Genomic DNA, 22,017 nt, shown 5'->3' with positions numbered 1-22,017 from the left:
TCATGAAAAAATTTCCGGAAAATTTTTGGTGGGGTGCAGCAACATCTGGGCCGCAGAGTGAAGGCCGTTTTAATAAACAGCATGCGAACGTTTTTGACTACTGGTATGAAACAGAGCCGGAAGTATTCCATAATCATGTAGGACCAGATACAGCATCTAATTTTTACAATAGTTATGTAGAAGATATTGCATTAATGAAAGAGATCAACTTAAACTCTGTTCGTACATCGATTCAGTGGACACGTTTAATTGATGATTTCGAAACAGCAAGCCTAAACGAAGATGGCGTACGGTTTTATAACAATGTAATTGATGAATTTATCAAGCAAGGGATTACACCTGTAATGAACCTGCATCATTTCGATTTGCCTGTCGAGCTGTATCATCAGTATGGCGGCTGGGAATCTAAGCATGTCGTTGATCTTTTTGCCAAGTTTGCTCGCCGCTGCTTTGAATTATTCGGCGATCGCGTGAAGCATTGGTTCACGTTTAATGAGCCAATGGTCATTGTCGATGGGCAATATTTATACCAATTCCATTATCCAAAAGTAGTAGATGGAAAAAAGGCAGTACAGGTGGCATATAACTTGAACCTAGCATCTGCAAAAGCCATTAAAGAATTCCGCGACTTAAAAATGAACGAAAAAGGCGCGAAAATAGGCACAATCTTAAACCTAACTCCGTCCTATCCAGCTAGCGATAAGCCAGAAGATGTGGAAGCAGGAAGAATTGCGGACCTCTGGCGCAATGAAATGTTCTTGCATACAGCCGTTTACGGAGAATTCCCGCCTGCATTAGTGGAACTTTTAACAAAGGATAAAGTAATTTGGGAAGCAACAGAAGAAGAGCTAGCGATTTTAAAAGAAAATACCATTGATACACTTGGGGTAAACTTCTATCATCCTTCGCGCGTAAAAGCACCAGATGTAGCACCAAACAGTGTCGGGGACTGGATGCCAGATCGCTATTACGATCATTACGCCATGCCTGGGCGTCGTATGAACTTGGATAAAGGATGGGAAATATTCCCAAAGGCGCTATACGATATTGCCATCAATATTCGTGATAACTATAAAAATATCGAATGGTTTGTATCAGAGAATGGCATGGGCGTTTCCCGTGAGGAACGTTTCTTAAATGAAGAAGGCGTAATCGAGGATGATTACCGCATTGAATTTATTCAAGAACATTTGGAATGGATTCATAAGGGAATCGAGGAGGGCTCTAATTGTTATGGTTATCATTTATGGACTCCAATCGATTGCTGGAGCTGGATGAATGCCTATCGCAACCGCTATGGATTTATTTCAAACAATATTCATACCCAAGTGAAAACTATTAAGAAATCGGGTTATTGGATTAAAGAAGTAAGTGCCAAGAATGGGATTGAATAATTAGGAAGAAGATCATCGCTTAATTTTTGCGGTGATCTTTTCTTAAAGCATATAATAAAAGTGAAAGCGTACACAAATGGAGGGTGTTCAAATGTCCTTATTAGTAATGGATATAGGCGGGTCTTCCGTCAAGTTTGCTGTCTGGGAAAAAGAAAAGCTAGTGGACAAAGGCTCTTTCATCACACCAAAAATGTGGGATGAGATGAAACAAGAAATGATGCAGTTAAAAGAAAAAATGGACGCAAAATACACTATTGAGGGCATTGCAATTAGTGCTCCAGGTGCGGTGAATCAAAGAAAAGGAGTGATTGAAGGGGCAAGTGCTGTTCCTTATATTCACCACTTTCCGGTTATATTCGAGTTAGAGGAACTATTTGGCTGTCCTGTTTCCATGGAAAATGATGCAAACTGTGCAGGTCTGGCGGAAGTATGGAAAGGTGCCGCTCGTGGAATGCAGAATGTTCTGTTCGTAGTTATTGGTTCGGGAATTGGCGGTGCAGTTATTGTGGATGGAAAAATTCGTCATGGGAAGCATCTATTTGGAGGCGAGTTTGGATACATGCTGCTAAAAGAGGATAAAACCTTTAGTGACCTAGGGACGGCTGTCAATATGGCGAAACGCTATTCCAAGAGAATGGGATTAGAAACTCCGTTAAGCGGCAAAGAAGTATTCGAACTCGCCGAACAAGGAGATAAGGCAGCAAAAGAAGAAGTAGAAACGTTCTATCACTATTTGGCAACAGGCATCTACAATCTGCAGTATAGCTTCGATCCGGAAAAAATCATAATTGGCGGCGGTGTCTCTGCTAAGGAAGGCTTACTAGACGAGTTGAACGTTCATCTTGCCAGAGTAGTAGAAAGCACAAAAATCGCTCCATTCATTCCCGACGTAGCTATATGCGATTTTCAAAATGATGCCAATTTAATTGGTGCTGTTTATAATTATGAGCTTGTTTTTGGAAAGTAGGCAATGGAAAGTGCGGAGTCGCAAGTAAGTGTGAGGAAGGCGCAAGCAAAGTGTGCGAAGTCGCAAGTAAGTATGCGGAAGGAGTAAGTAAAGTGTGGAGAGCCGCAAGGAAACTCGCAAGAACTGCAAATAAACGGACAAAACCCACAAGTAATCTAGTGAATCGCGCAAACAAACTTTCGTAGCTCTCAAACTAACTGACATAGTATCGCCGAAGTAGCCGCTGACCATTAAACAACGATTAAGATTCAATATATTGCTAGTCCACAATATTATTTTTTTTCAAAAAATAGTAGTTAAAATAATGAGAGAAGAGGGACGAATTATGTATATGGCAAATGATAATAGGTATGAAAAGATGATCTACAATCGTGTGGGGAAGAGTGGATTGAAATTATCGGCGCTATCACTGGGGCTGTGGCATAATTTTGGGGGTGTCGATTTATTTGAAAATAGTCGTGCTCTTGTAAGAAGAGCGTTTGATTTGGGGATTACGCATTTTGACTTGGCGAATAACTATGGGCCGCCTGCTGGTAGTGCGGAGGAGAATTTTGCAAGAATCTTAGAAAAGGATTTACAGCCGTATCGGGATGAACTAATCATTTCCACAAAAGCAGGATATGGGATGTGGGCTGGGCCGTATGGTGATGGTGGCTCGAAGAAATATTTAGTGGCTAGTCTTGATCAAAGCTTAAAGCGGATGGGGCTTGATTATGTGGATATTTATTATCACCATCGTCCAGATGAGGAAACGCCATTAGAGGAGACGGCCGAGGCTTTGGACTTATTGGTCCGTCAAGGTAAAGCGTTATATGTTGGTGTTTCCAACTATTCATCGGAGCAAACAAGAGAAATCGCGCGGATTTTTGAAGAGAAAAAAACGCCATTCATTATTCATCAGCCTTCTTACAGCATGTTTAATCGCTGGATCGAGGATGGATTGAAGGATGTTTTAGTGGAAAAACAGCTTGGAACGATTGCCTTCAGTCCACTTGCTCAAGGATTATTGACAGACCGCTATTTAAATGGAATTCCTGAGGATTCTCGTGCCAATCGGGAAACGGGACTATGGCTGCATAAAGAAAATGTGGATCAGACGATCGATAAAGTCAGAGCTTTAAACAATATTGCGAAAGAACGAGGGCAAACCCTTGCCGAAATGGCCGTGGCCTGGATTTTGCGTGATGGCATTGTCACAAGTGTACTGATTGGCGCAAGCAAGGTAAGCCAAATTGAAGACAATGTGAAGGCGCTGGATAATATTCGTTTTAGTGCGGAAGAGCTTGCTGCTATTGATAAGGTGCTAAAAGGATAAAGAGAAAACCACTGCTGGAGCAGTGGTTTTCTCTTTAATTAGCTAAGCGTTTGATCATTTCTAAACACATTCTTGCATTATGATAGGGACATTTCCAGGAATCGACGATATTTTCTTGTGTTTGATACTTTTCATCGCGGAGGGAAGAAATAACTTCGCCGTCTGCGTCAATGCGGGAGTACCATTCACCGCCCTCGCGCTTATCCTGGATAGTTGCTTGAATGTATTTCCATACATCCTCACTATACATTAAATAGTTTGGGATATCCGTTATTTCATAGGCGTTGTGGAAGCCAATTACTGCTTCAGCTTGTCCCCACCAGACTCTTGTTGCGTGAATGATGCCATTTGCCTTGTAATCCATAAGCGATCCATCTTCAGCAAGCCCTTCTCTAGCAACCTCCAGTGCCAGAAGTTTATTCATTTCTACTATATCTGGTCGATCGAGCTTCGTTACATTCAATGCTTCTGTTAAAAGCCAGCTCGTTTCCATATCGTGTCCAAACGAGAAAGTATCTTTTATACTATTCCAATTTTGATCAAAGGCAGCTTGGCAATAATGCTTTTGATGATCAAAAATATGTGTATGGAATAGTGTTAATAAATTATCGATTTTGCGTAATAGTCTTTCATCAGGCCAAATTTGGTAAAGATTCGTGTATGCTTCGATAATATGCAAATGGCTATTTGTTGTAAAGGCAGCATCTGCACCCTCATTTAATAGAACATTTTCCTTTTTAGTCCAGTCAGCATTAAATTCTTCCAAATAACCGTTTAATGCTTCAGAGTAGCAAACATCTTCGATAAGATAAAATAATTTTTGCGCTAAAGCTAATACTTCCACATCCTTAGACACCTTATAATACTCACTTAAGCCATAAAGCGCAAAGCTTTGGGCATAGACATGCTTTGATGAGATAACCGGCTTTCCTTTATAATCAACAAGCCAATAGATGCCGCCATTATCATGATCCCAAAGCTTGGTTTTCAAAAAGTCATAAGCATGATGGGCTGCTTCTAAATAAGCAGGGTCTTGTTTATATTGATACGCAGCGGAAAAGGTCCAAAGGTTTCTAGCGCCTAAAACGCCACCTTTATGGGATTCAGGATGAATTTTAAGATGGTAATCAACCACCCCGTAAAATCCGCCGTTCTCCTTATCCATTAGATTCAACCAAAATGGCAAAATACGATTCTCCAACTCTTCCATAAACTCTACTTTCTTCATGGTAACTCCTCCTCTTTTTTTATTCTTTACCCTTCAACAATATTGCGAATCCATTTTTTGTATAAGTTCTTTTTACCTCCAAGAGCTCGAATAAAATCAAGGGAGTTAGCAAGTGCATAAACAGAAAGCAATTATACGTCTATTGAGGCAGGTGGGAGTCCGACTAGACAAACACCGATTGTGTCTAGCCAGATTGTGCCGCCCCAGCCTTTAAATCAAAGCAGGAATTTTTAACAACGGTGAGTCAGCATTGTCGAAGAACTTTCCCTTTAAAAATGCAGCCTTTGTGGATGGAAATGCTGAAAAAATATGATCCTTATCTTTATTGCATTCATCTGTCTAAGATGGAGTATCAGGTTCTGTTAAATAAGAGATATTAAAAGGAATTTTTAAAGAATAAGAACCCCTTTTTTTCTTAGAATATGTCAACTAGTCTCCTTTTTCCTACTCTTAATAAAGAGTTTTTTTCTTTTTAATACCATACCTAGCAGATAATAAAGGGGTATTAACTCGACTATTAACCAAACTAGAACAAGATTAAAGGAGTAAAAATGTTCTTGATAAGTGGTTATATGTTTAACGTAATATAAAGCAATGACGTTCGATAAAGCTACAACAAAAAATGGTATAAAATTATTACCTTTATTTTTACTTAAGTAGAGAATACATTTATAAGCAGCAAATAAAAGGCATGAACTATGAATAAGCATACTACTTGTCCATACACCAATCAATAAAGGGTCAATCTTAGCTAATAAATTATTAGTGTCAATACTTCTAATCATTTCAAGGTAAGGTATTTGAAATGATTTGGCTAATTCAGGACCAAAATTAAGTAGCGTAAGGAGCCAGCCAAAAAAAACCATACAAGAAATTGTAATTTGCCCAATGAATAAATTTTTAAAAATGCCTTTCTTCATTTGAATTTCAGGTAATATAAAAAGAAAAACCACCCATTCTCCAACCCAAGATAAAACAGTTAAGCTATCTGTAAAAATTAACTTTGGATCATGGTAATGATAAAAAGCAGGAATCATGTCCAGGTTAATATCAAAAGTAAACAAATAAAACAAAAGAAACAAAGTAATAAAAATTAAGATGAACATGCCATCTGCTATATATATAATGGTAGATATCCCCAATCTAATTATAAACAGAATAGCAAGGGAAATGATTAATTGTAAAAACCAAAAAGGAGTTTCTCTAAGGTAGTTCACCCCAAAAAATAAAACAAAGCTTTGAATATCGTAGGACGCATAATAAATACACCATAAGAGCAGAAGGGTAATAAAGAAAAAATGAATCCATTTGCCAAAAACATGTTTTCCAAATTGTATCCACGGAGTATGTCTGCTATATTTATCAATAAAAACTAGGCACAAAATAATAATGATGCTAAGCAAAGACCCTAGTACAATACCTAACCAGCCTTGATAATTAGAACTACTTGTCAATGCAGAAATTAAAAAGACAGTGGCTTGTGAATTAAAGAATACAAATGTAAACCTAAATAATTGCCAATTAGTTTTTTTCATTTTTATCTCCTATTATGTTTCCTTTCCAGTGTCTATTATATTGAAGTTTGTTTTAATATTTATTGTTGTCTCAGCATAAACGTCTGACCAATTTTTTTGGAGTTTTTTCCAATTCTCTGGATCGTTCCAAACAATTAAAGAACCAAGGTGGAGAATATCTGCCTTTACTTCTTGTGATTTTCTTAATCCTTCCTTAAGATCTGTATGGATTTCTTTTTCTACTGCTCTAATGATATCTCGATGTAAACTTTTAACTTCTTTATCTTTCACATTTAAATAAATGAGACTAGCACTTCCATTCAAAGTAATTGTGAATTCCGGTCCATTTTCGGTTATTTTGAACGATTTTTCATTAGAAGTTTTATTAAATATAACGGTTGCATGCCCCTGACCTTCTATGTTCACTGTATAAAGGGGAGCAGTCACTTTTTTTTTCGCCCACGCTATTGCTCTGGATTCTTTCACGTTAACTATTCGAGTAAGTTTATTGTCTGTAAAGAGAGCTGAACCGCCAATTCCGCTCCAAGGAATTTTTTTCGAATCTTCTTCAACGGAAGGGACTTCTCCATAGCTTAAGTAAGGGATTACAAAAGCTGAATGATTGGCATTGGCCAAAAGGCACTCTTTGATATTTGTATTAACTAAATGTTCCTTTGTAACAAAAGCAGATAAGACATCTGTTGGAAATTGCTCATAAATTGGTGTTAATTGACTTACCTCCTTTGCAGTATTGGGAGCAACTAATATGCTGGAGCTAATTCTTATGTTGGCATTTCTTTGAATCCATTCTAAAAGTTCGTTTATACCATCTTCAGCATATTCTCTACCTAAAACGATAATTTTTGTTTCTGACAATAATAACTTTCTTGATAAATCCTTTTGAATGGTTTGAAGTGCTTCTGGTATGTTGCTTCCCGTCTTTGAAAGTAATGAGTAAGAGCTTCCTTCTGAGCTGCCAGGCGAATTAACGGTCATTACTCTATTGGGGAGAGGTGTAGAGATTGTTACCTCTACAGTATTAGGGTCTTTTCCATTATCAATAAATATTCCAGTAACAAATACCAGTTCATTTAATTCATGTTTAGACCAGCAACTCGTTAAGAATGGGATAGTAAGTAATAGGAGAAGGATAGTTCTTATTCTTTTCATTTGTCTTTTTCCTTCCATAGTGATCTTTTTCTTGCAAATGCATCTGTTTTCCTTTTGGATGAGCGATGTGGAAAGCGGAATAATCCATCTTTCCAATCAGCGAGTACAAGAGGAGCTATTGGCTGTAAATATGGGGTTCCAAATGATTTAAGGCTTACCATGTAGGCAAATAATAAAAAACCACCAATATAAACTCCGATTAATCCCATTATTCCTCCAAGCAATAGTAGCGGAAAACGAAGCAATCGAAAAATAAGATTTAGTTCTAAATGAGGAATTATATAGCTCGCAACTCCTGTTACAGAAACCACGATTACCATAGGGGCTGAAACAATTCCAGCCTGAACTGCTGCTTGCCCGATAACAATACCCCCGATAATCGATACGGTTTGTCCGATAGGTTTAGGTATCCTCATTCCTGCTTCTCTTAAAGCTTCAAATGTTATTTCCATAATAAAAGCTTCCGTTAAAGAGGTGAAGGGAATATTTTCCCTAGCGGCAGTAATAGTTACCAGTAAGTCAGATGGAATAACTTGTGGATGGAATGTTGTAAGTGCAACATAGATAGCTGGAAGAAAAATTGAAAGAATAGAAAAAAGAAATCGAATGATTCTGATCCAGCTTGCTGTAAAATAGTTTTGATAATAATCTTCAGCAGATTGTAATAAGGAAATGAGTGTAACAGGAGTAATAATGGAAGTTGGACTTCCATCCATCATTATTCCTATTCTACCTTCCAAGAGAGAAGCAGCTAAAATATCTGGTTTCTCTGTGTATTGTAGAATGGGGAAAGGGAAATTTTTAGTATTTAAGAATTCTACTAGATATGTCACACCAAATATACCATCAATTTTGATATGTTTAATTCTTTGCTCGATGTCCTCTAATACCTCTGGTTTATAAAGGCCTTCTACAAAAATGATATAAATCTTACTTTTGGTATATTTGCCCACTTGGTATTCTTTTACTTTTAAATCGGTATGTTTTATTCTGTGCCGAAGCAAGGATAGGTTTATTTGAATATCTTCAATAAAAGCTTCTTGTGGACCAATAATAACCATTTCATTTTGCGATTCAGTTACAGTTCTGGTACTATAGCGAACAATATTAAAAGCATACATAGTAGGATGATCATCGAAAATCAATATAACATTACCGCAAGTAATCAAGGAGGCAGCTTCATTAGCAGATTTTACTTGTTCGTATGGAATGTTAAATGCTTCTCCTTTGTTCAGTGAGATAACAAAATTAGACCAATTGCTAGTCTTTTCATTTACCAAATTCCGTGTAATATAATCTCGTAGCACATCATTGTCCACAATGGAAGGTATATAGGCGATAACACAAGAGTGGTTATAAATGTGGAAAGACTTATAAACGATATCTGAAATATCTTTGAATTGAATTTTGATTAAATTAATATAAGATTGAGTCAATACAATTACTCTCCTTAAATCCTATTTCAGTTTCTTATTATATAAAAGTTTAGAAATACTATTCATCAAACATAAAAAAGATAATATTTTTGACTAAATGTATAATTAGCATGAAATTAATAAATGATTGTAGGGATGAAAGCAAAGCAATTTCATAAAGAAGATGTAGATGAAGAGGATACAGGATGTTAGTTTTTATTTTTGTTAAATTTATATGAGACAGTAGAAGATAGGTTAACATCAAAAAAAGGAGCAAGAAATAATAGTGGGCTTCTTTTTTGATGCAAATTGAAAGTCACTTTAACTGAGGCACAATGTACTTTGTCAAAAAAATCGTCAACGGCAGGGCAAAAGATACCTCTAAAAATAAAACCCTGCAGTCGTGTACTGCGCCGCTCTGTTGATGAAAACAATAATCTTATATTCAATAGGTCTACCCTTTTAATATCTGTATATTAGTTATACAAGTAAATGGCAATATTAATAATAGGGAGAATGCATAAAGAAAGGGGAAGAGGATGCTATCCATGTTCCCCGTTAATTTATAAATGAAAGGTATTTTTTTTCAAACGAGCAATAATATACTCTCCTTGCAGAAGCATAAATAGAAAAAACAATGGGATGGCAAGAAAGACGAGTTTACGGTGCCATTGTAAGTTGCGATGAAGGAGAAATGCCGAAAACAAGTTAGTCAGCAGAAAATTAGTCATAAAAAAATCACCCTTTTTTCTCTTAGTGTGATAAGAAAGAGTGATTTTTATTCAGGAGTCAGCAGCTGCAATAGCTTAAAGTGCAGACCGAGATGTTGGGAACACAGGCATATCTAGCTTTTTCCCATATGTATTGGATTGTATAGCATTCATTCTATCTCATAAATAAGACTTCGTTGAATATTAGAGGAAAAAAATATATATTTGGAATAACATGACAAGAAAACCGCCTTTATTATTATATTTTTATCGTTTAAATCCTATAGTTAGGAATTTTCTTATTCTAATCAAAGACTCACTAGTCCAGTATTAAGAATCAAAGCTCTTTGAAAAATTTATTTGCTGCGTTGTAAAGGTATTTTGACAAAAGAAGTAATTACCACTCCAACCTTTATTCCGAGCTGGTATTATCTGTTCATTTCAACAGACTCGCTATAGCACAGGCTTTTTGTTTAACTTATTTTGTTTTCCCATTTATTCATTTTTTTATCTAGTAAGACATACAGCTCTTCTTCTTGATTAGAAAGCTTATAAAATAATGATAAGGCAACAAGGAGAGTATCAACACATTCTTCCTTAATGTCTTCTTTATTGAGCTGTTTATAGTCGCTTCCACTTGCATTTGAATAAGAAAGCACAGCCTGCGACACTTCCCCAGCTTCTTCTGATAACTTTAATGCCATTTGCTCCAGTGTCTTTGGCTCCAAGTTACTCAGCTTCCTTACTCTCTCTAAGTAGTTGTTCATGGTATTCTCTCCTTACACTTATTTAAATATAGGTTAGTTAAATCCATTGATAGCCTTCAATTTATTAAGATAGGATAGCGCTTTTCAATTAGCTACACTGCTGATTTATATAAAAGAGTGTGTTACATAACATTTAACATTATTGATAAATATCTTTTTGCGTATGGATAATGTCAAATAATTCTTTCAATATATTTTGATAAGATAAATCTGTGGAGGAAGATAGTGTCTGTAATTGACGAATAGCACCTTCACAAACACCCCATCTTGTATAAGAACTTTGAGTTTCTTCTAAAATAAAACTTATTAATTCTTTTTGCTCTTGTGATAATTCATCCCAACTTATACACTTGTCAAGTAATTTTCTTATTTCCCTAATAGCTGATTCTTGATCGTCGGCTGAATTAGCTGATTTATACGGAAATAAAACTTGATTCGTTTGTTTTGTAATCTCAATGTTATTTTCTAAACGTAAAATATTATAATCTAAAATATCAGAACTACTTATATTCAGCTTTATTTGATCGGAATATCTAAACTGATAACCTAAACTTCCAATAAAATGTGTGGATAAATCCATTGCACTTTTTTCGATCTCTTTTCCATAAACGTCTATTAAGCGTTTTGACAGCCAATTTAGTTCTTTATAATGTCTTTCTTGCATGTAACTTTGTAATTCTTCATCATTTTCGCCCAAAGAGATATTATACAATTCCGAGATTTTCTCCGTCCCATAAATGGAGTGCTTTACTCGAAGCTGGGAATGAAATAGCTGTTTATCATATGGACTTCCTTCCAGCAATAACGTATCTTGTTGTTCGTCAACTTTTTCGTCAACTTTTTGAATAATAGAAAGAATCAATTGTGATTTTGTAGAGAAGTAATTATAAAATGTACTTTTGGAAACTTTTGCTTGTTCCAAGATATCTTGGATTGCAGTATCATGATAGCCTTTTGTTCGAAATAATTGTTTAGCTGCTTCAATGATTTTTTCTTTTTTACTCATACAATTTTAACTCCTTAAAATATGATGGTTATCATTATAATACCAATCTACCATAAAAACAGACTCGAGTACAGAAAAATAAACTTTGGTTTATTTTTAAGAGAGGATGAAAAGATAAAAGCCCCTCATGTAATATCAATAAGGGCTTTTATCTTTTTCTATTTATTAAAAAAATTTAAGACGCGATTATTAATTTGTTCTGGCTTCTCCATCGACATCAAATGACCAACTCCTTTTATAATCTCTGTCATAATATGAGAAGAGGAGTTCTTGGCACGATTAAAAGCTTCCACTGGATCATACATTACTTCTTCTTCTCCAAGTAACAGAAGAATTTGAGTCTGAATTTGAGCTAATTCCTCGTCCTCAAATACATAGGGGAATGCTTGTTTCACCTGAGTTGCTTTTGGTGGAGAAGATACAGTGTCCTTCATTCCAGCTATTAATTGTTGTTTTATAAGAGGGTCAACAATATAACGGTTATTAAAAATCCAGTTTAAAAAGTTGTTAACTCCTGCTTCATTACTAACCAATCCGATAGCGTAAGAATAGAATTCAGGCTGAAAAGGAATATAAGTAGCAGCTGGGCTCATAATAACAGCTTTATTCACCTTATCAGGGAAAAAGGTCAAGAAATTAACCGTATGTAAAGCACCATAGGATAAACCTACAATATTTGTTTTAGCAATTTTCAAAGAGTCTAGCACTTCATTTAACCAAGAGGCATAGCTTAATCGATTAGAGAATGGTTTCTCTGCCATGCTTTTATTTGTATCACCTAAAATATCAATACAAATGACTCTATAATGCTTACTCCATTCTGCCACATTTGGATACCACATGGTCGAACTCATTTTAGCACCATGCAAAAGGAGTAGTGGGGGAGACAACTTATCTCCACTCTCAATTATATAGGTCTTTCCATAAGACGTTTCTACAAAATAAGAGGAAAATTGTGTTGGCCATAATGCTTTTAATACGTTATCGTAAGATTGAATGTATGTACTTTTTGGGTCGTCTGACTTTAAATGATTCATTTCAATTCCTCCACATAGTTGTTTTTACCAAAACTCACCAATCGTTTTAGTTAAGTTTTAAGAAATAAATTATGACTGATTTTAGATCACTGTTTGTTAAGAGTTCTTAAGTTACAAATAGATTAATAGATGGAACTTTTGTAAGTCGATTTAAATAATTCCCCAATATCTCTAAATTTCAAAGCCATATCGAATTTCCAGATATCCTTTCTCCTTTTAAAAGAGTACCCATAAGGCAGATGACTTAATAGAAGAGATACTGTTTATTCAGCTTTATTCGATGGAGACTTTATAAAAAAACATAGTATAAATGCGATGACGATTAGAATCAAGCCGGATATAAAGGCATTCTTAAGACCATTCAACAACGGAATAAAGGAAGAGTCTTCGTAATAGCTTGAATATTTGGTCACGGTAGCCGACATAACTCCCACCATGACTGCGGAGCCTAGTGAGGCAAACACTTGTCGAACAGTATTATTTATTGCAGAACCGTGACTTATCAAATCATTAGATAACGCATTTATTCCCGCAGTGGCTAACGGCATCATGACAAATCCCATACCTAGCATTCTAAATGAATAAAGACAAACAATCCACCAAGTAGCTGTATTGTTAGAGAGGTATAAGAATGGAAAAGTTGCTGCCGCTAGAATGAACATGCCCATTATTGATATTTTTTTAACGCCATACTTATCAAATAATTTCCCTGATATTGGAGAAATAATACCCAGTACAATCGCACCAGGAAGCAATATTAGCCCCGATTGAAGTGCTGAGAAGCTCTTTATAGTTTGTGTATAAATAGGTAAAAGAATTTCAAATCCAATCATTGTCATAAAAATAATAGAAACGATCATTGTAGACAATGTAAATGTTCTACTTTTAAAAACTTGTAACTCCAAAAAAGGTTGGGTGAGTTTAAATTGTCGATGGGAAAATAAGATTATGATTAGGAGACCAGCTATGCAAGAGAACCCTGTAATTTTATTTTGCCACCCTATATTACCTGCAACGCTAATCCCATATAGAAGGGAACCTAAACCTAAGCTACTAAGTATAATAGAAAGGATATCAATCTTCGGTTTATTTAAATTAATGACGTTTTTCAAATAGAAGCATGCCAGCAACATGTTAATCACAGCAATTGGGAGAATAATATAAAATAAGTATCGCCAATTAAAATAATCAACAATCCACCCAGATAAAGTAGGAGCAATAGCGGGAGCAAATGCAATAACAATTCCTACTAACCCCATAGCCTCTCCTCGTCGTTCAACCGGATATACTAAAAACATTAATGTCTGCATTAAAGGAATAATCAATCCTGAACCAACCGCCTGGATGATACGTCCTAATAACAGTATGTTATATGTAGGGCTGAGAGCACAAATTACTGTGCCTATTACAAAGCTTACCATTGCTGTCATATATAATGTTCTATTATTTATTGTATTTAACAAAAATGCTGAAGTGGGAATCATGATGCCACTGATCAACATAAATGCAGTAATGAGCCATTGTGCGTTAATAGCACTAATGTCTAAGTCAACCATTATCTTTGGCAAAGCTGTGACCAATAACGTTTGGTTTATGATAGTTAAAAAAGTACCAATCATTAAAACGATGACAAATCCGGCTCTACTAAATGGATTTCCATTAATGTCAATTGGATGTGTTCTAATATTTGTCATTCTTCTTATCCACCTTTTCTATAAAATTGTACTAAGGTATATTTTTTTGAACTCGAGTACAATATCATGATAAAAGTGAATAACAAGGATGTCAATAACTTTTTTGATCCGGCACCACTATTTGATGAGCAAAATTAGGACTGGATATGATTTTCAGTTGTCGTTTATTCATACTCTTTAATGATTCTTAAATAGCAACAAAGAATAACTTTCTTTTCTCGCCAATATAGATAGGATGAAAGAGATAGCTCATTGCAGAATTTTTTCCCGTTTTTCTTTCCAAGATAATAGTTTCACTACATGACGATATGCATTTACAGATGGAAAAGGTGCTGACCATTTATTTGCTTTTTTTCTATATAAAAAGAAAAAGGAGTGGGTCAGAATGACAATAGGCTTTGATTGTGCTACCAAATTAACAGAGAAAATGGCAAAAGACTTGTATGGAGCAGGATTTCGTTATGCCGCACGCTATTTAGGGGATAGCTGGAAGTCCTTTAATAAGAAAGAGGCTGAAGTGATTCAGAAGGCAGGAATAAAGCTAATTAGTATTTTTCAAAAAAGCGCTAATAAGATTTCCTATTTTACAGAAAAGCAAGGAACAGTAGATGGGAAGGACGCAGAAAAGTGGGCAAAGGCAGTTGGACAGCCGGCAGGAACCGCTATTTACTTTGCAGTTGATTGTGAGGTTACAGGAAAGCAAATGGCACAAATCCAAGCTTACTTTGCGGCTGTGAAAAAGGAACTAAAATCCTACAAAATAGGCGTATACGGTTCCTATGGAGTAATGCATGCCATGAAGGGGGAAGTTGATTACTTATGGCAGACCTATGCATGGTCACGGGGAGAAGTCGCTCCCTTTATTCATATGTATCAACATGAAAATAATATCATCCTAGAAGGCGTCAACATTGACCGGAATCAGATTATGCAAAGTCCTGGACACTGGGGAGCAGACAAAATGCAGGCGAATAAGTACACTGTTCAGCATGAAACAGGTGCCTTTCTAACAGCAGCAGATGCTAAAGCTGGCCAAAATAAAAAGGGAATCGTCAAGCCAGGAACATACTCGATTTTTAACAAATCCCAAGGAATGATAAATGTCACGAAAATAGCAGGAAAACCGGGATCATGGATTAACCCGCAGCAAGAAACAGTCCACATCGTCTCCAGTGGTGAAACGTTAACGAAAATTGCCAATATCTATGGAACAAGCCTTTCATCCATCCAAGCAAAAAATCCACAGATTAAAAATGTGGACCTTATTTACCCTGGGCAAGCGATAAAAATCTGAATTGACTAGACATATTTTGTGGAAAATGAAGGGTTTTCAAAGGCGAAGAGCGAATAAAAAGGTGAGGTGAAAAAATAGATGAAAAAGATAGAAAAAGAAGTTCGATGGGGAATTATTGGCTGTGGAGATGTGACAGAAGTAAAAAGTGGACCAGGCTTTCAACTAGCTGAAAACTCAAAGCTAGTGGCAGTTATGCGCCGCAATGGTGAATTGGCTAAGGATTATGCGGAGCGTCATCATGTTTCCAAATGGTATGACGATGGAGAAGCGCTAATAAATGATCCAGATGTCGATGCTATTTATGTCGCTACTCCACCAGCTTTTCATAAAGAATATGCACTTCTTGCCGCAAAAGCAGGGAAACCAGTGTATGTTGAAAAACCAATGGCAAGAAATTATCAAGAGTGCCTAGAGATGATTGAAGCATGTAAACAAGCAGATGTGCCTTTATATGTTGCCTATTATCGACGTGCACTTCCTCGTTTTCTAAAAATAAAAGAAATAGTCGACAGCGGTGTGCTTGGGGATATTCGCTTTGTGCGAACAATCCAATACCAGCCACCTTTAAAAGATGATCAAGCATGGAGAGTGCAGCCAGAACTTGCAGGCGGTGGACTATTCCTTGATTTAGCGAGCCATACATTGGATATTCTGGATTTTCTGCTTGGACCGATTAAGGAGGCAGAAGGATTCGCAACCAACCAAAATGGCAGCTACGAAGCAGAAGACATGGTGACCGGCAATTATCTATTTGAATCAGGTGTGCATGGAACAGGGACATGGTGTTTTGGCGCCTATGACCATATGGACGAAAACGAAATTGTCGGAAGCAAAGGGAAACTGACTTTTGCAACCTTTGGGAATGGTCCCATTACGTTAACAACCTCAGAAGGAACGGAAGAGTGGGTAATCGAAAATCCACGTCATATTCAGCAGCATATGATTCAATTGATGGTGGATGAGTTAACTGGAAAAGGCACTAGTCCAAGCACAGGCGTAAGTGGAGCAAGAACCAACTGGGTAATGGATCAGCTGATTAAAGGGTATTATGGGGAAAAGGCATCTCGTTGAGAGGTGCTTTTTTGTGTGGCAGCGCTGACTTTGTTTTGGCTGATATTTTCCAAGTTTGGCTGATTACCTCTGAGCTTTGGCTGATATTTTCCAAGTTTGGCTGATTCTCTCTGAGCTTTGGCTGATATTTTCCAAGTTTGGCTGATTACCTCTGAGCTTTGGCTGATATTTTCCAAGTTTGGCTGATTCTCTCTGTACTTTGGCTGATATTTTCCAAGTTTGGCTGATTACCTCTGAGCTTTGGCTGATATTTTCCAAGTTTGGCTGATAGCCTCTGTGTTTTGGCTGATATTTTCCAAGTTTGGCTGATTACCTCTGAGCTTTGGCTGATAAATCCCAAGTTTGGCTGATTCTCTCTGTACTTTGGCTGATATTTTCCAAGTTTGGCTGATTCTCTCTGTACTTTGGCTGATATTTTCCAAGTTTGGCTGATACCCTCTGTACTTTGGCTGATAAATCCCCAGTTTGGCTGATACCCTCTGTACTTTGGCTGATTCGCCCCTTACTTTGGCTGAAAAACCGGTTATTTTTGCTGATCATCTCCTTTATTTCAGCATATTAATGACAATATTGCTAAAAAATTAACTTTCTATCTTACGACACTCTTTCATAAACCAGTTTTCTTTTCAAAAAATAAAATCCCGAAGCACCATCTTCTGCTTCGGGATTTTTCCTATTTTTAACTTTATTTCGAACTTGCAGTAGCTCTTCGGATAAAAAACGATAGCACTAATGCAACACTCGCAATAATTGTAGCTACAATAAAAGCGTCATTAATTCCGCTGATTGTAGATGCTTGAGTTGCTTTTCCATAAATCGTAGAAATCGCTAGGGTTTGGCCTGCTCCAGTCGGAAGTCCTGTGAGACCAGCTAAGCCTTGACCAAGCTGAGCTAATTTCTCTGCAATATATGGGTTGGCAGACGAGATAATGTTGTTATAGTTATCTAAATGAAAAGCGGTACGATTAGTCATAACTGTGATTAAGAAGGCAGTACCAATACTTCCCGCAACCGTTCTTGCTGTATTGGAGACAGCAGTCCCATGGCTTGTTAAGCTTAATGGAAGCTGGTTCATTCCCTCTGTCATTACCGTCATCATAATAAACGACATCCCGAACATCCGGAAAATATAAAGCATCATGAGATGAGAATAAGATGTCTGCATCGTTAATTGAGTGAAGCCCCATGTGGTGAGAACCGTAATGACTAAACCGATGATCGCTAGTGGTCTTGCCCCGAAGCGGTCAAAAAGTTTACCGGAAATTGGTGACATGATTCCCATCACAATCGCACCTGGCAACATTAATAATCCTGAATCGAGGGCAGTGAAGCCACGGATATTCTGCAAATAGATTGGTAAAAGCAGCATTGCCGCAAACATTGCCATATTGACAATCATGCTTACTAATGTTGTTAAAGTAAAGATACTATATTTGAATACACGTAAGTCCACCATTGGCGCTTCTGTTGTCAGTTCTCTCCAGACGAAGAGGCATAAGAAGATTACTCCGATAACAAGAGAAAGAACAACTACTCTGCTATCCCAGCCGTTATTTCCTGCTTCACTGAAACCATAAAGTAAGGAGCCTAGGCCGACTGTACAAGTGATAAAGCCAATTGTATCAAAGACTGGATTGGATACTTTCGTTACATCCTTCATCCACAGAATAGCGATAATTAAATCGAGAATGCCAATTGGAATAACAAGCTCGAATAAAACTCTCCAAGAATAATGACCGATTAACCAGCCTGATAAAGTTGGCCCAATGGCTGGGGCGAAAATCATAACGACGCCCATAATTCCCATTGCTGTTCCGCGTTTTTCGGGTGGAAAAATAATTAAAAAGACGGTCATTAAAAGTGGCATTAGTAAACCGGCACCTGCTGCTTGGATGATACGCCCAATTAGGAGCATCGAAAATCCAACAGAGGTTGCACAGACAATGGATCCGATAGTAAACGCGGAGATTGCTGAAATCAGCAGTTTCCGTGTTCCTAGTTTATTGATTAAAAATGGGGTGATTGGGATAAACACTCCATTTGTCAGCATATATCCAGTGGACAGCCATTGGACAGTACTTGTTGATACATTTAAATCGTTCATGATATGTGGAATGGCCACATTTAGTAAAGTTTGGTTCAGAATAGCGACAAATGCACCTAGCATGAGGGCAATAATCACTTTCCCGCGGTGGATTTCTTCGCCCATTTCAAGTGGTTTATAAGGCGCTTTTGCTGTTTTTGATTCTTTGGCCACAGCTGCTGGCTCCTCTTCATCCGCTATTTCGTTAGATTCGACCGCATTAGCAAGGCGTTCCTCTTCATCGGATATTCCTTCATTTGTTTCCATTGCTTCTGCTACGCCATCTTCTTTCTTCGATGGCTCTTCTTGTTTCACCATCTCTGATTTTGTAAGGGATGACGCAGTGTCATTTTCCTTCTTGGCATCTTCCATAACGCGGTTTGGTTCTGCTACTGTCTTCTTTTTTCGTAAAAGAAGATTGATGATCAGCAGGAGGAGGATGCTTCCTATAATATAGCTTGTGATGTAAGTGGTCATATCCATCACCTACTTATGAATTCTTACGGAAACGTTCATACCTGGAATTAGCTTTAGTCCGCCGTAGTTATCGATAGAGATTGTTACCGGAACTACTTGTGTTTCTTTTGTATAGTTTCCTGAGCTGTTGTTGCTTGGCAGAAGGGAGAATGTTCCTGCTGTTGCAAGTCCCAAGCTGTCTACTTTCCCTGTTAAAACAGTCTCTGGGAAGGCATCTACATATAAATCAACTTCTTGGCCAACTTTTACTTTGTTAATATCTGTTTCATCGACATTTGCTGTAACCCATAGATTTTCTAAATCATAGCTTTTAGCAAGGGAAGTTCCTGCAGCAACAAATGTATTTGGAACAGCGCTAGATTGAACAATGGTACTATCTTCTGGAACGGTAATATCCATTTTATTTGTACCTGATTCTGTTACAACTTCTACAGTACCGATTTTTTGGTTTTTGTTAAAAGAAGTACCTGCTTCGCCTTTCCAATCCGTTAATTTCCCTGTTGCTGGTGATGCGATGCTGATTTGTTGTCCAGCAATTTGTGCATTATCTGTTTTGATATAGGAAACAGATTGATCGTAGAAGTAATAGCCGGCAAACCCTCCGCCAACTAACACAATCAATAGGATAATATTTAATAAAATCATGCGTTTACTATTCATGGTTGTTCCTCCTCAATTTCATTTAAAATGGTCAGTATTTTTTCATTTAGCTCAAGTAATTTGTTTATGTCTTCCTCTGGAAGCTGCATAACTTCTCTCACTTTGCCCGCTAGAATGGAAGTTCCGGCGAAATATTGCTGCATGACGTGCTGACCTTCTGCAGTTAGTTGGATGTTGACCGATCGACGATTGTTTTCAGGAATGGTTCGTTCAATTAATTGTCGTTGGGATAGTCGATCGATAACGCCACTAACGGTGCTTTTGGTTAAAGATAGTTTTGTTGCAAGTTCTCCAATGCCGATATTAGGGCAGAAATAAATTCTGTACAGTGTCTTTAGCTGCACGGCTGTTAAATCCAGTTTCTTCGCATCAAGGTGCACTAGGTGGTTATAGGCTTTATTAATGCGAGAATAGGAGCGGATTAATTCATTATTTAACGACCCGTTCATCTGAAATTTTTCTCCCTTTCTAATAGTTTTTATCAGAACTGTTCGTATGCGAACTATTGGATTTTCGCATATTTTTTTAAAGAAGTCAACGGATTTGGTGAGATCTTGTTAAGGAAATCACTAATTTATTAATCAGCTGTAAATGGTTTGTTTCCTTCTTCAAAAAGAGCGAGAAAGGCATCGACTACGTTTGGGTCAAACTGCTTTCCTTTATTCAGCCTAATTTCGTGGAGAATTTCCGCTAAAGGAAGTTCTTTTCGATAGACGCGTCCAGAAGACATCGCGTCGAACGTGTCTGCTACTGCGACGATACGAGCGAGCAAGGGGATTTCTTCTTCTTTTAATTGTCGTGGATATCCTTTTCCGTCAAAACGTTCGTGGTGATATAAGACAATATCTAATATTCCGTTGTTTTTATATTGCTTCACATGTTTAATGATTTCATACCCTTTTGTTGTATGTGTTTTTATTAATTCGTATTCTTCTTCTGTTAACTTTCCAGGCTTTGTTAATAAAGATTCTGGGATGCCAATTTTCCCAATATCGTGCAGAAGTCCGCCGATATGAATAACCTCACATAAATGATGGGGGAGCTTCATTTTTTTGGCGATTTTCATGGCGTATTTTGCGACGTTTTTCGAATGGTGCATCGTATAGGAATCTCGGGAGTCTAGTGCGTTTGAAAGTACTTTTGTTAAAGCTAAATTATCTTCCATCACTCTTTGCACACGGGACATAAAGGCAACGGATATGAATGTGATAAGAAGGTAGGTTAATAAATAGGTAATAAAAGTAAGCATAGACGAAGTATGTGGATCAGGAATGAAAAAAAATCTACAAACAACGACTAGAAACGTCAACATTACAATCTTCCAAAGAGAGCTATTGTAGAAGCCGAGTCCCAGAAAAATAGAGCATAATATATATAAAATAAAGTAATTATCATGGTTTTGCAGAATATAGCGATTTAAAATGACACTAATGATAAAGAGAATAAAGAATAAATAACGAAAATAAGCAGGATTATTCCAAATTCGATGATGCATATCGGACCTCCAGTGCTAATCTTAATCGAACAAACCTCTATTAATGGAAGCATTCCCTATTCTTCTAATTTAATAAGCTTTGCGAGGGAGAAATATTTTCTAAAAAAAAGCTCATACTACAAAAATGAAAATAATTCCTGAGGTGATCAGATGAATGACCAACAACGTTCCTTTTTTGATCGATTAGTTTCCATTCAAGAAAAATATACAAAAGAGGCGCAAGAGTATTGGAGTTTGTATTCAAACATAGATTCATGGCAATTTTGGGTGGTGCTGCTTATGTTAGTTGTTCCCCTGATCGTCTTATATTTTACCATTGACCGCAAGCGGATTTTCATCATTGGTTTCTTTGGATTCGCCGTGCATATGTTATTTTTCTATGCAGATGCAACTGGTATTCGTTTTGGGTTATGGGCCTATCCATATCAAATGCTTCCTTTCTTACCAAGCTTTTCGTTAGATGGGTCGATTATTCCAGTTGCGGTTATGCTAGTATTTCAATGGACATTAAAACACGGAAAGAACTTCTATCTATATGCCGTCATTTTAGCAGCCATTTTTGGTTTTGGCTTTAAACCATTGTTAACAAGCATTGGATTATTTGAACCATATAAATGGGTTAACTTTTTTCATATCTTCTTGATTTATTTGCTCCTATATATTGGTGGATATTTAGTAACAAAACTATTTATGAAATGGCAAGAAGACGAGTAATTTATC

At 36.9% G+C, this 22,017-nt stretch carries 20 protein-coding genes; 6 read left to right on the top strand and 14 right to left on the bottom strand.

Features of this window, described 5'->3' with window-relative positions; all coding sequences use genetic code 11:
• Window positions 1-2: 2 nt before the first annotated feature.
• The 3 genes from NiCM35_RS17045 (at window position 3) to mgrA (ending at window position 3,676) form a co-directional block, all read left to right on the top strand.
• The gene (locus tag NiCM35_RS17045; protein WP_123260320.1) at window positions 3-1,394 is read left to right on the top strand and encodes a glycoside hydrolase family 1 protein; all 1,392 of its coding nucleotides are present in this window, start codon (window positions 3-5) and stop codon (window positions 1,392-1,394) included.
• A 91-nt stretch (window positions 1,395-1,485) separates the two neighbouring features.
• Window positions 1,486-2,361, top strand: a complete 876-nt coding sequence (locus NiCM35_RS17040; protein WP_095329646.1) for an ROK family protein — start codon at window positions 1,486-1,488, stop codon at window positions 2,359-2,361.
• A 322-nt stretch (window positions 2,362-2,683) separates the two neighbouring features.
• A complete protein-coding gene (gene mgrA, locus NiCM35_RS17035; protein WP_433780249.1) occupies window positions 2,684-3,676 on the top strand; it encodes an L-glyceraldehyde 3-phosphate reductase in 993 nt (330 codons plus the stop codon).
• A gap of 34 nt (window positions 3,677-3,710) precedes the next feature.
• Here the strand turns inward: mgrA and NiCM35_RS17030 are convergent, their stop codons facing one another.
• The 8 genes from NiCM35_RS17030 to NiCM35_RS16995 form a co-directional block, all read right to left on the bottom strand.
• Window positions 3,711-4,904, bottom strand: a complete 1,194-nt coding sequence (locus tag NiCM35_RS17030) for an AGE family epimerase/isomerase (RefSeq protein WP_433780235.1) — start codon at window positions 4,902-4,904, stop codon at window positions 3,711-3,713.
• Window positions 4,905-5,329: 425 nt separating this feature from the next.
• A complete protein-coding gene (locus NiCM35_RS17025) occupies window positions 5,330-6,439 on the bottom strand; it encodes a GerAB/ArcD/ProY family transporter (protein WP_433780233.1) in 1,110 nt (369 codons plus the stop codon).
• Window positions 6,440-6,451: 12 nt separating this feature from the next.
• The gene (locus tag NiCM35_RS17020; RefSeq protein ID WP_433780231.1) at window positions 6,452-7,588 is read right to left on the bottom strand and encodes a Ger(x)C family spore germination protein; all 1,137 of its coding nucleotides are present in this window, start codon (window positions 7,586-7,588) and stop codon (window positions 6,452-6,454) included.
• Complete coding sequence (locus tag NiCM35_RS17015) at window positions 7,585-9,024, bottom strand: spore germination protein (RefSeq protein WP_433780229.1); 1,440 nt, start codon at window positions 9,022-9,024, stop codon at window positions 7,585-7,587. The genes NiCM35_RS17020 and NiCM35_RS17015 overlap by 4 nt, the downstream gene beginning before the upstream one ends.
• A gap of 1,162 nt (window positions 9,025-10,186) precedes the next feature.
• The gene (locus NiCM35_RS17010; protein WP_433780227.1) at window positions 10,187-10,480 is read right to left on the bottom strand and encodes a MazG-like family protein; all 294 of its coding nucleotides are present in this window, start codon (window positions 10,478-10,480) and stop codon (window positions 10,187-10,189) included.
• A 139-nt stretch (window positions 10,481-10,619) separates the two neighbouring features.
• A complete protein-coding gene (locus NiCM35_RS17005) occupies window positions 10,620-11,486 on the bottom strand; it encodes a TetR/AcrR family transcriptional regulator (RefSeq protein ID WP_095332544.1) in 867 nt (288 codons plus the stop codon).
• 158 nt (window positions 11,487-11,644) lie between these two features.
• Window positions 11,645-12,523: an alpha/beta fold hydrolase gene (locus tag NiCM35_RS17000; protein ID WP_433780225.1), complete on the bottom strand. Its 879-nt coding sequence runs from the start codon at window positions 12,521-12,523 to the stop codon at window positions 11,645-11,647.
• Between the two features lie 263 nt (window positions 12,524-12,786).
• Window positions 12,787-14,217 carry an MDR family MFS transporter gene (locus NiCM35_RS16995; RefSeq protein ID WP_123258469.1) on the bottom strand — a complete coding sequence of 477 codons (1,431 nt, stop codon included), beginning with the start codon at window positions 14,215-14,217 and terminating at the stop codon, window positions 12,787-12,789.
• A gap of 385 nt (window positions 14,218-14,602) precedes the next feature.
• On the opposite strand from NiCM35_RS16995, the gene NiCM35_RS16990 reads away from it, so the two are divergent.
• Both NiCM35_RS16990 and NiCM35_RS16985 read left to right on the top strand, forming a co-directional pair.
• Window positions 14,603-15,511, top strand: a complete 909-nt coding sequence (locus NiCM35_RS16990) for a glycoside hydrolase domain-containing protein (RefSeq protein ID WP_433780223.1) — start codon at window positions 14,603-14,605, stop codon at window positions 15,509-15,511.
• A gap of 78 nt (window positions 15,512-15,589) precedes the next feature.
• On the top strand, window positions 15,590-16,582 hold the full coding sequence (locus NiCM35_RS16985) for a Gfo/Idh/MocA family protein (RefSeq protein ID WP_095332552.1): 993 nt from the start codon (window positions 15,590-15,592) through the stop codon (window positions 16,580-16,582).
• Between the two features lie 63 nt (window positions 16,583-16,645).
• Here the strand turns inward: NiCM35_RS16985 and NiCM35_RS16980 are convergent, their stop codons facing one another.
• The 6 genes from NiCM35_RS16980 to NiCM35_RS16955 all read right to left on the bottom strand — a co-directional run bounded on the left by NiCM35_RS16980 (window position 16,646) and on the right by NiCM35_RS16955 (window position 21,297).
• Window positions 16,646-16,840, bottom strand: coding sequence for a hypothetical protein (locus NiCM35_RS16980; RefSeq protein ID WP_433780221.1), 195 nt, complete (start codon window positions 16,838-16,840; stop codon window positions 16,646-16,648).
• A gap of 51 nt (window positions 16,841-16,891) precedes the next feature.
• A complete protein-coding gene (locus tag NiCM35_RS16975; RefSeq protein WP_433780219.1) occupies window positions 16,892-17,122 on the bottom strand; it encodes a hypothetical protein in 231 nt (76 codons plus the stop codon).
• 145 nt (window positions 17,123-17,267) lie between these two features.
• Window positions 17,268-19,142, bottom strand: coding sequence for a DHA2 family efflux MFS transporter permease subunit (locus NiCM35_RS16970; RefSeq protein WP_123258465.1), 1,875 nt, complete (start codon window positions 19,140-19,142; stop codon window positions 17,268-17,270).
• Between the two features lie 9 nt (window positions 19,143-19,151).
• Entirely contained in the window at window positions 19,152-19,802 is a 651-nt protein-coding gene (locus NiCM35_RS16965; protein WP_163186374.1) for an HlyD family secretion protein, read from the bottom strand.
• On the bottom strand, window positions 19,799-20,251 hold the full coding sequence (locus NiCM35_RS16960; RefSeq protein WP_047942612.1) for a MarR family winged helix-turn-helix transcriptional regulator: 453 nt from the start codon (window positions 20,249-20,251) through the stop codon (window positions 19,799-19,801). Before NiCM35_RS16960 ends, NiCM35_RS16965 begins: the two co-directional genes overlap by 4 nt.
• 128 nt (window positions 20,252-20,379) lie before the next feature.
• Complete coding sequence (locus NiCM35_RS16955; protein ID WP_433780218.1) at window positions 20,380-21,297, bottom strand: HD-GYP domain-containing protein; 918 nt, start codon at window positions 21,295-21,297, stop codon at window positions 20,380-20,382.
• A gap of 150 nt (window positions 21,298-21,447) precedes the next feature.
• Between NiCM35_RS16955 and NiCM35_RS16950 the strand changes: the two genes are divergently transcribed.
• Window positions 21,448-22,011 carry a CBO0543 family protein gene (locus tag NiCM35_RS16950; protein ID WP_171510139.1) on the top strand — a complete coding sequence of 188 codons (564 nt, stop codon included), beginning with the start codon at window positions 21,448-21,450 and terminating at the stop codon, window positions 22,009-22,011.
• The last annotated feature ends 6 nt before the right edge of the window (window positions 22,012-22,017 follow it).

The sequence above is a fragment of the Niallia sp. M35 genome (genome assembly GCF_050971705.1).
GTDB lineage: Bacteria > Bacillota > Bacilli > Bacillales > Cytobacillaceae > Niallia > Niallia circulans_A.
The sequence above is the reverse complement of the archived record's forward strand: the minus strand, read 5'-3'. Positions and strand labels throughout refer to the sequence as shown.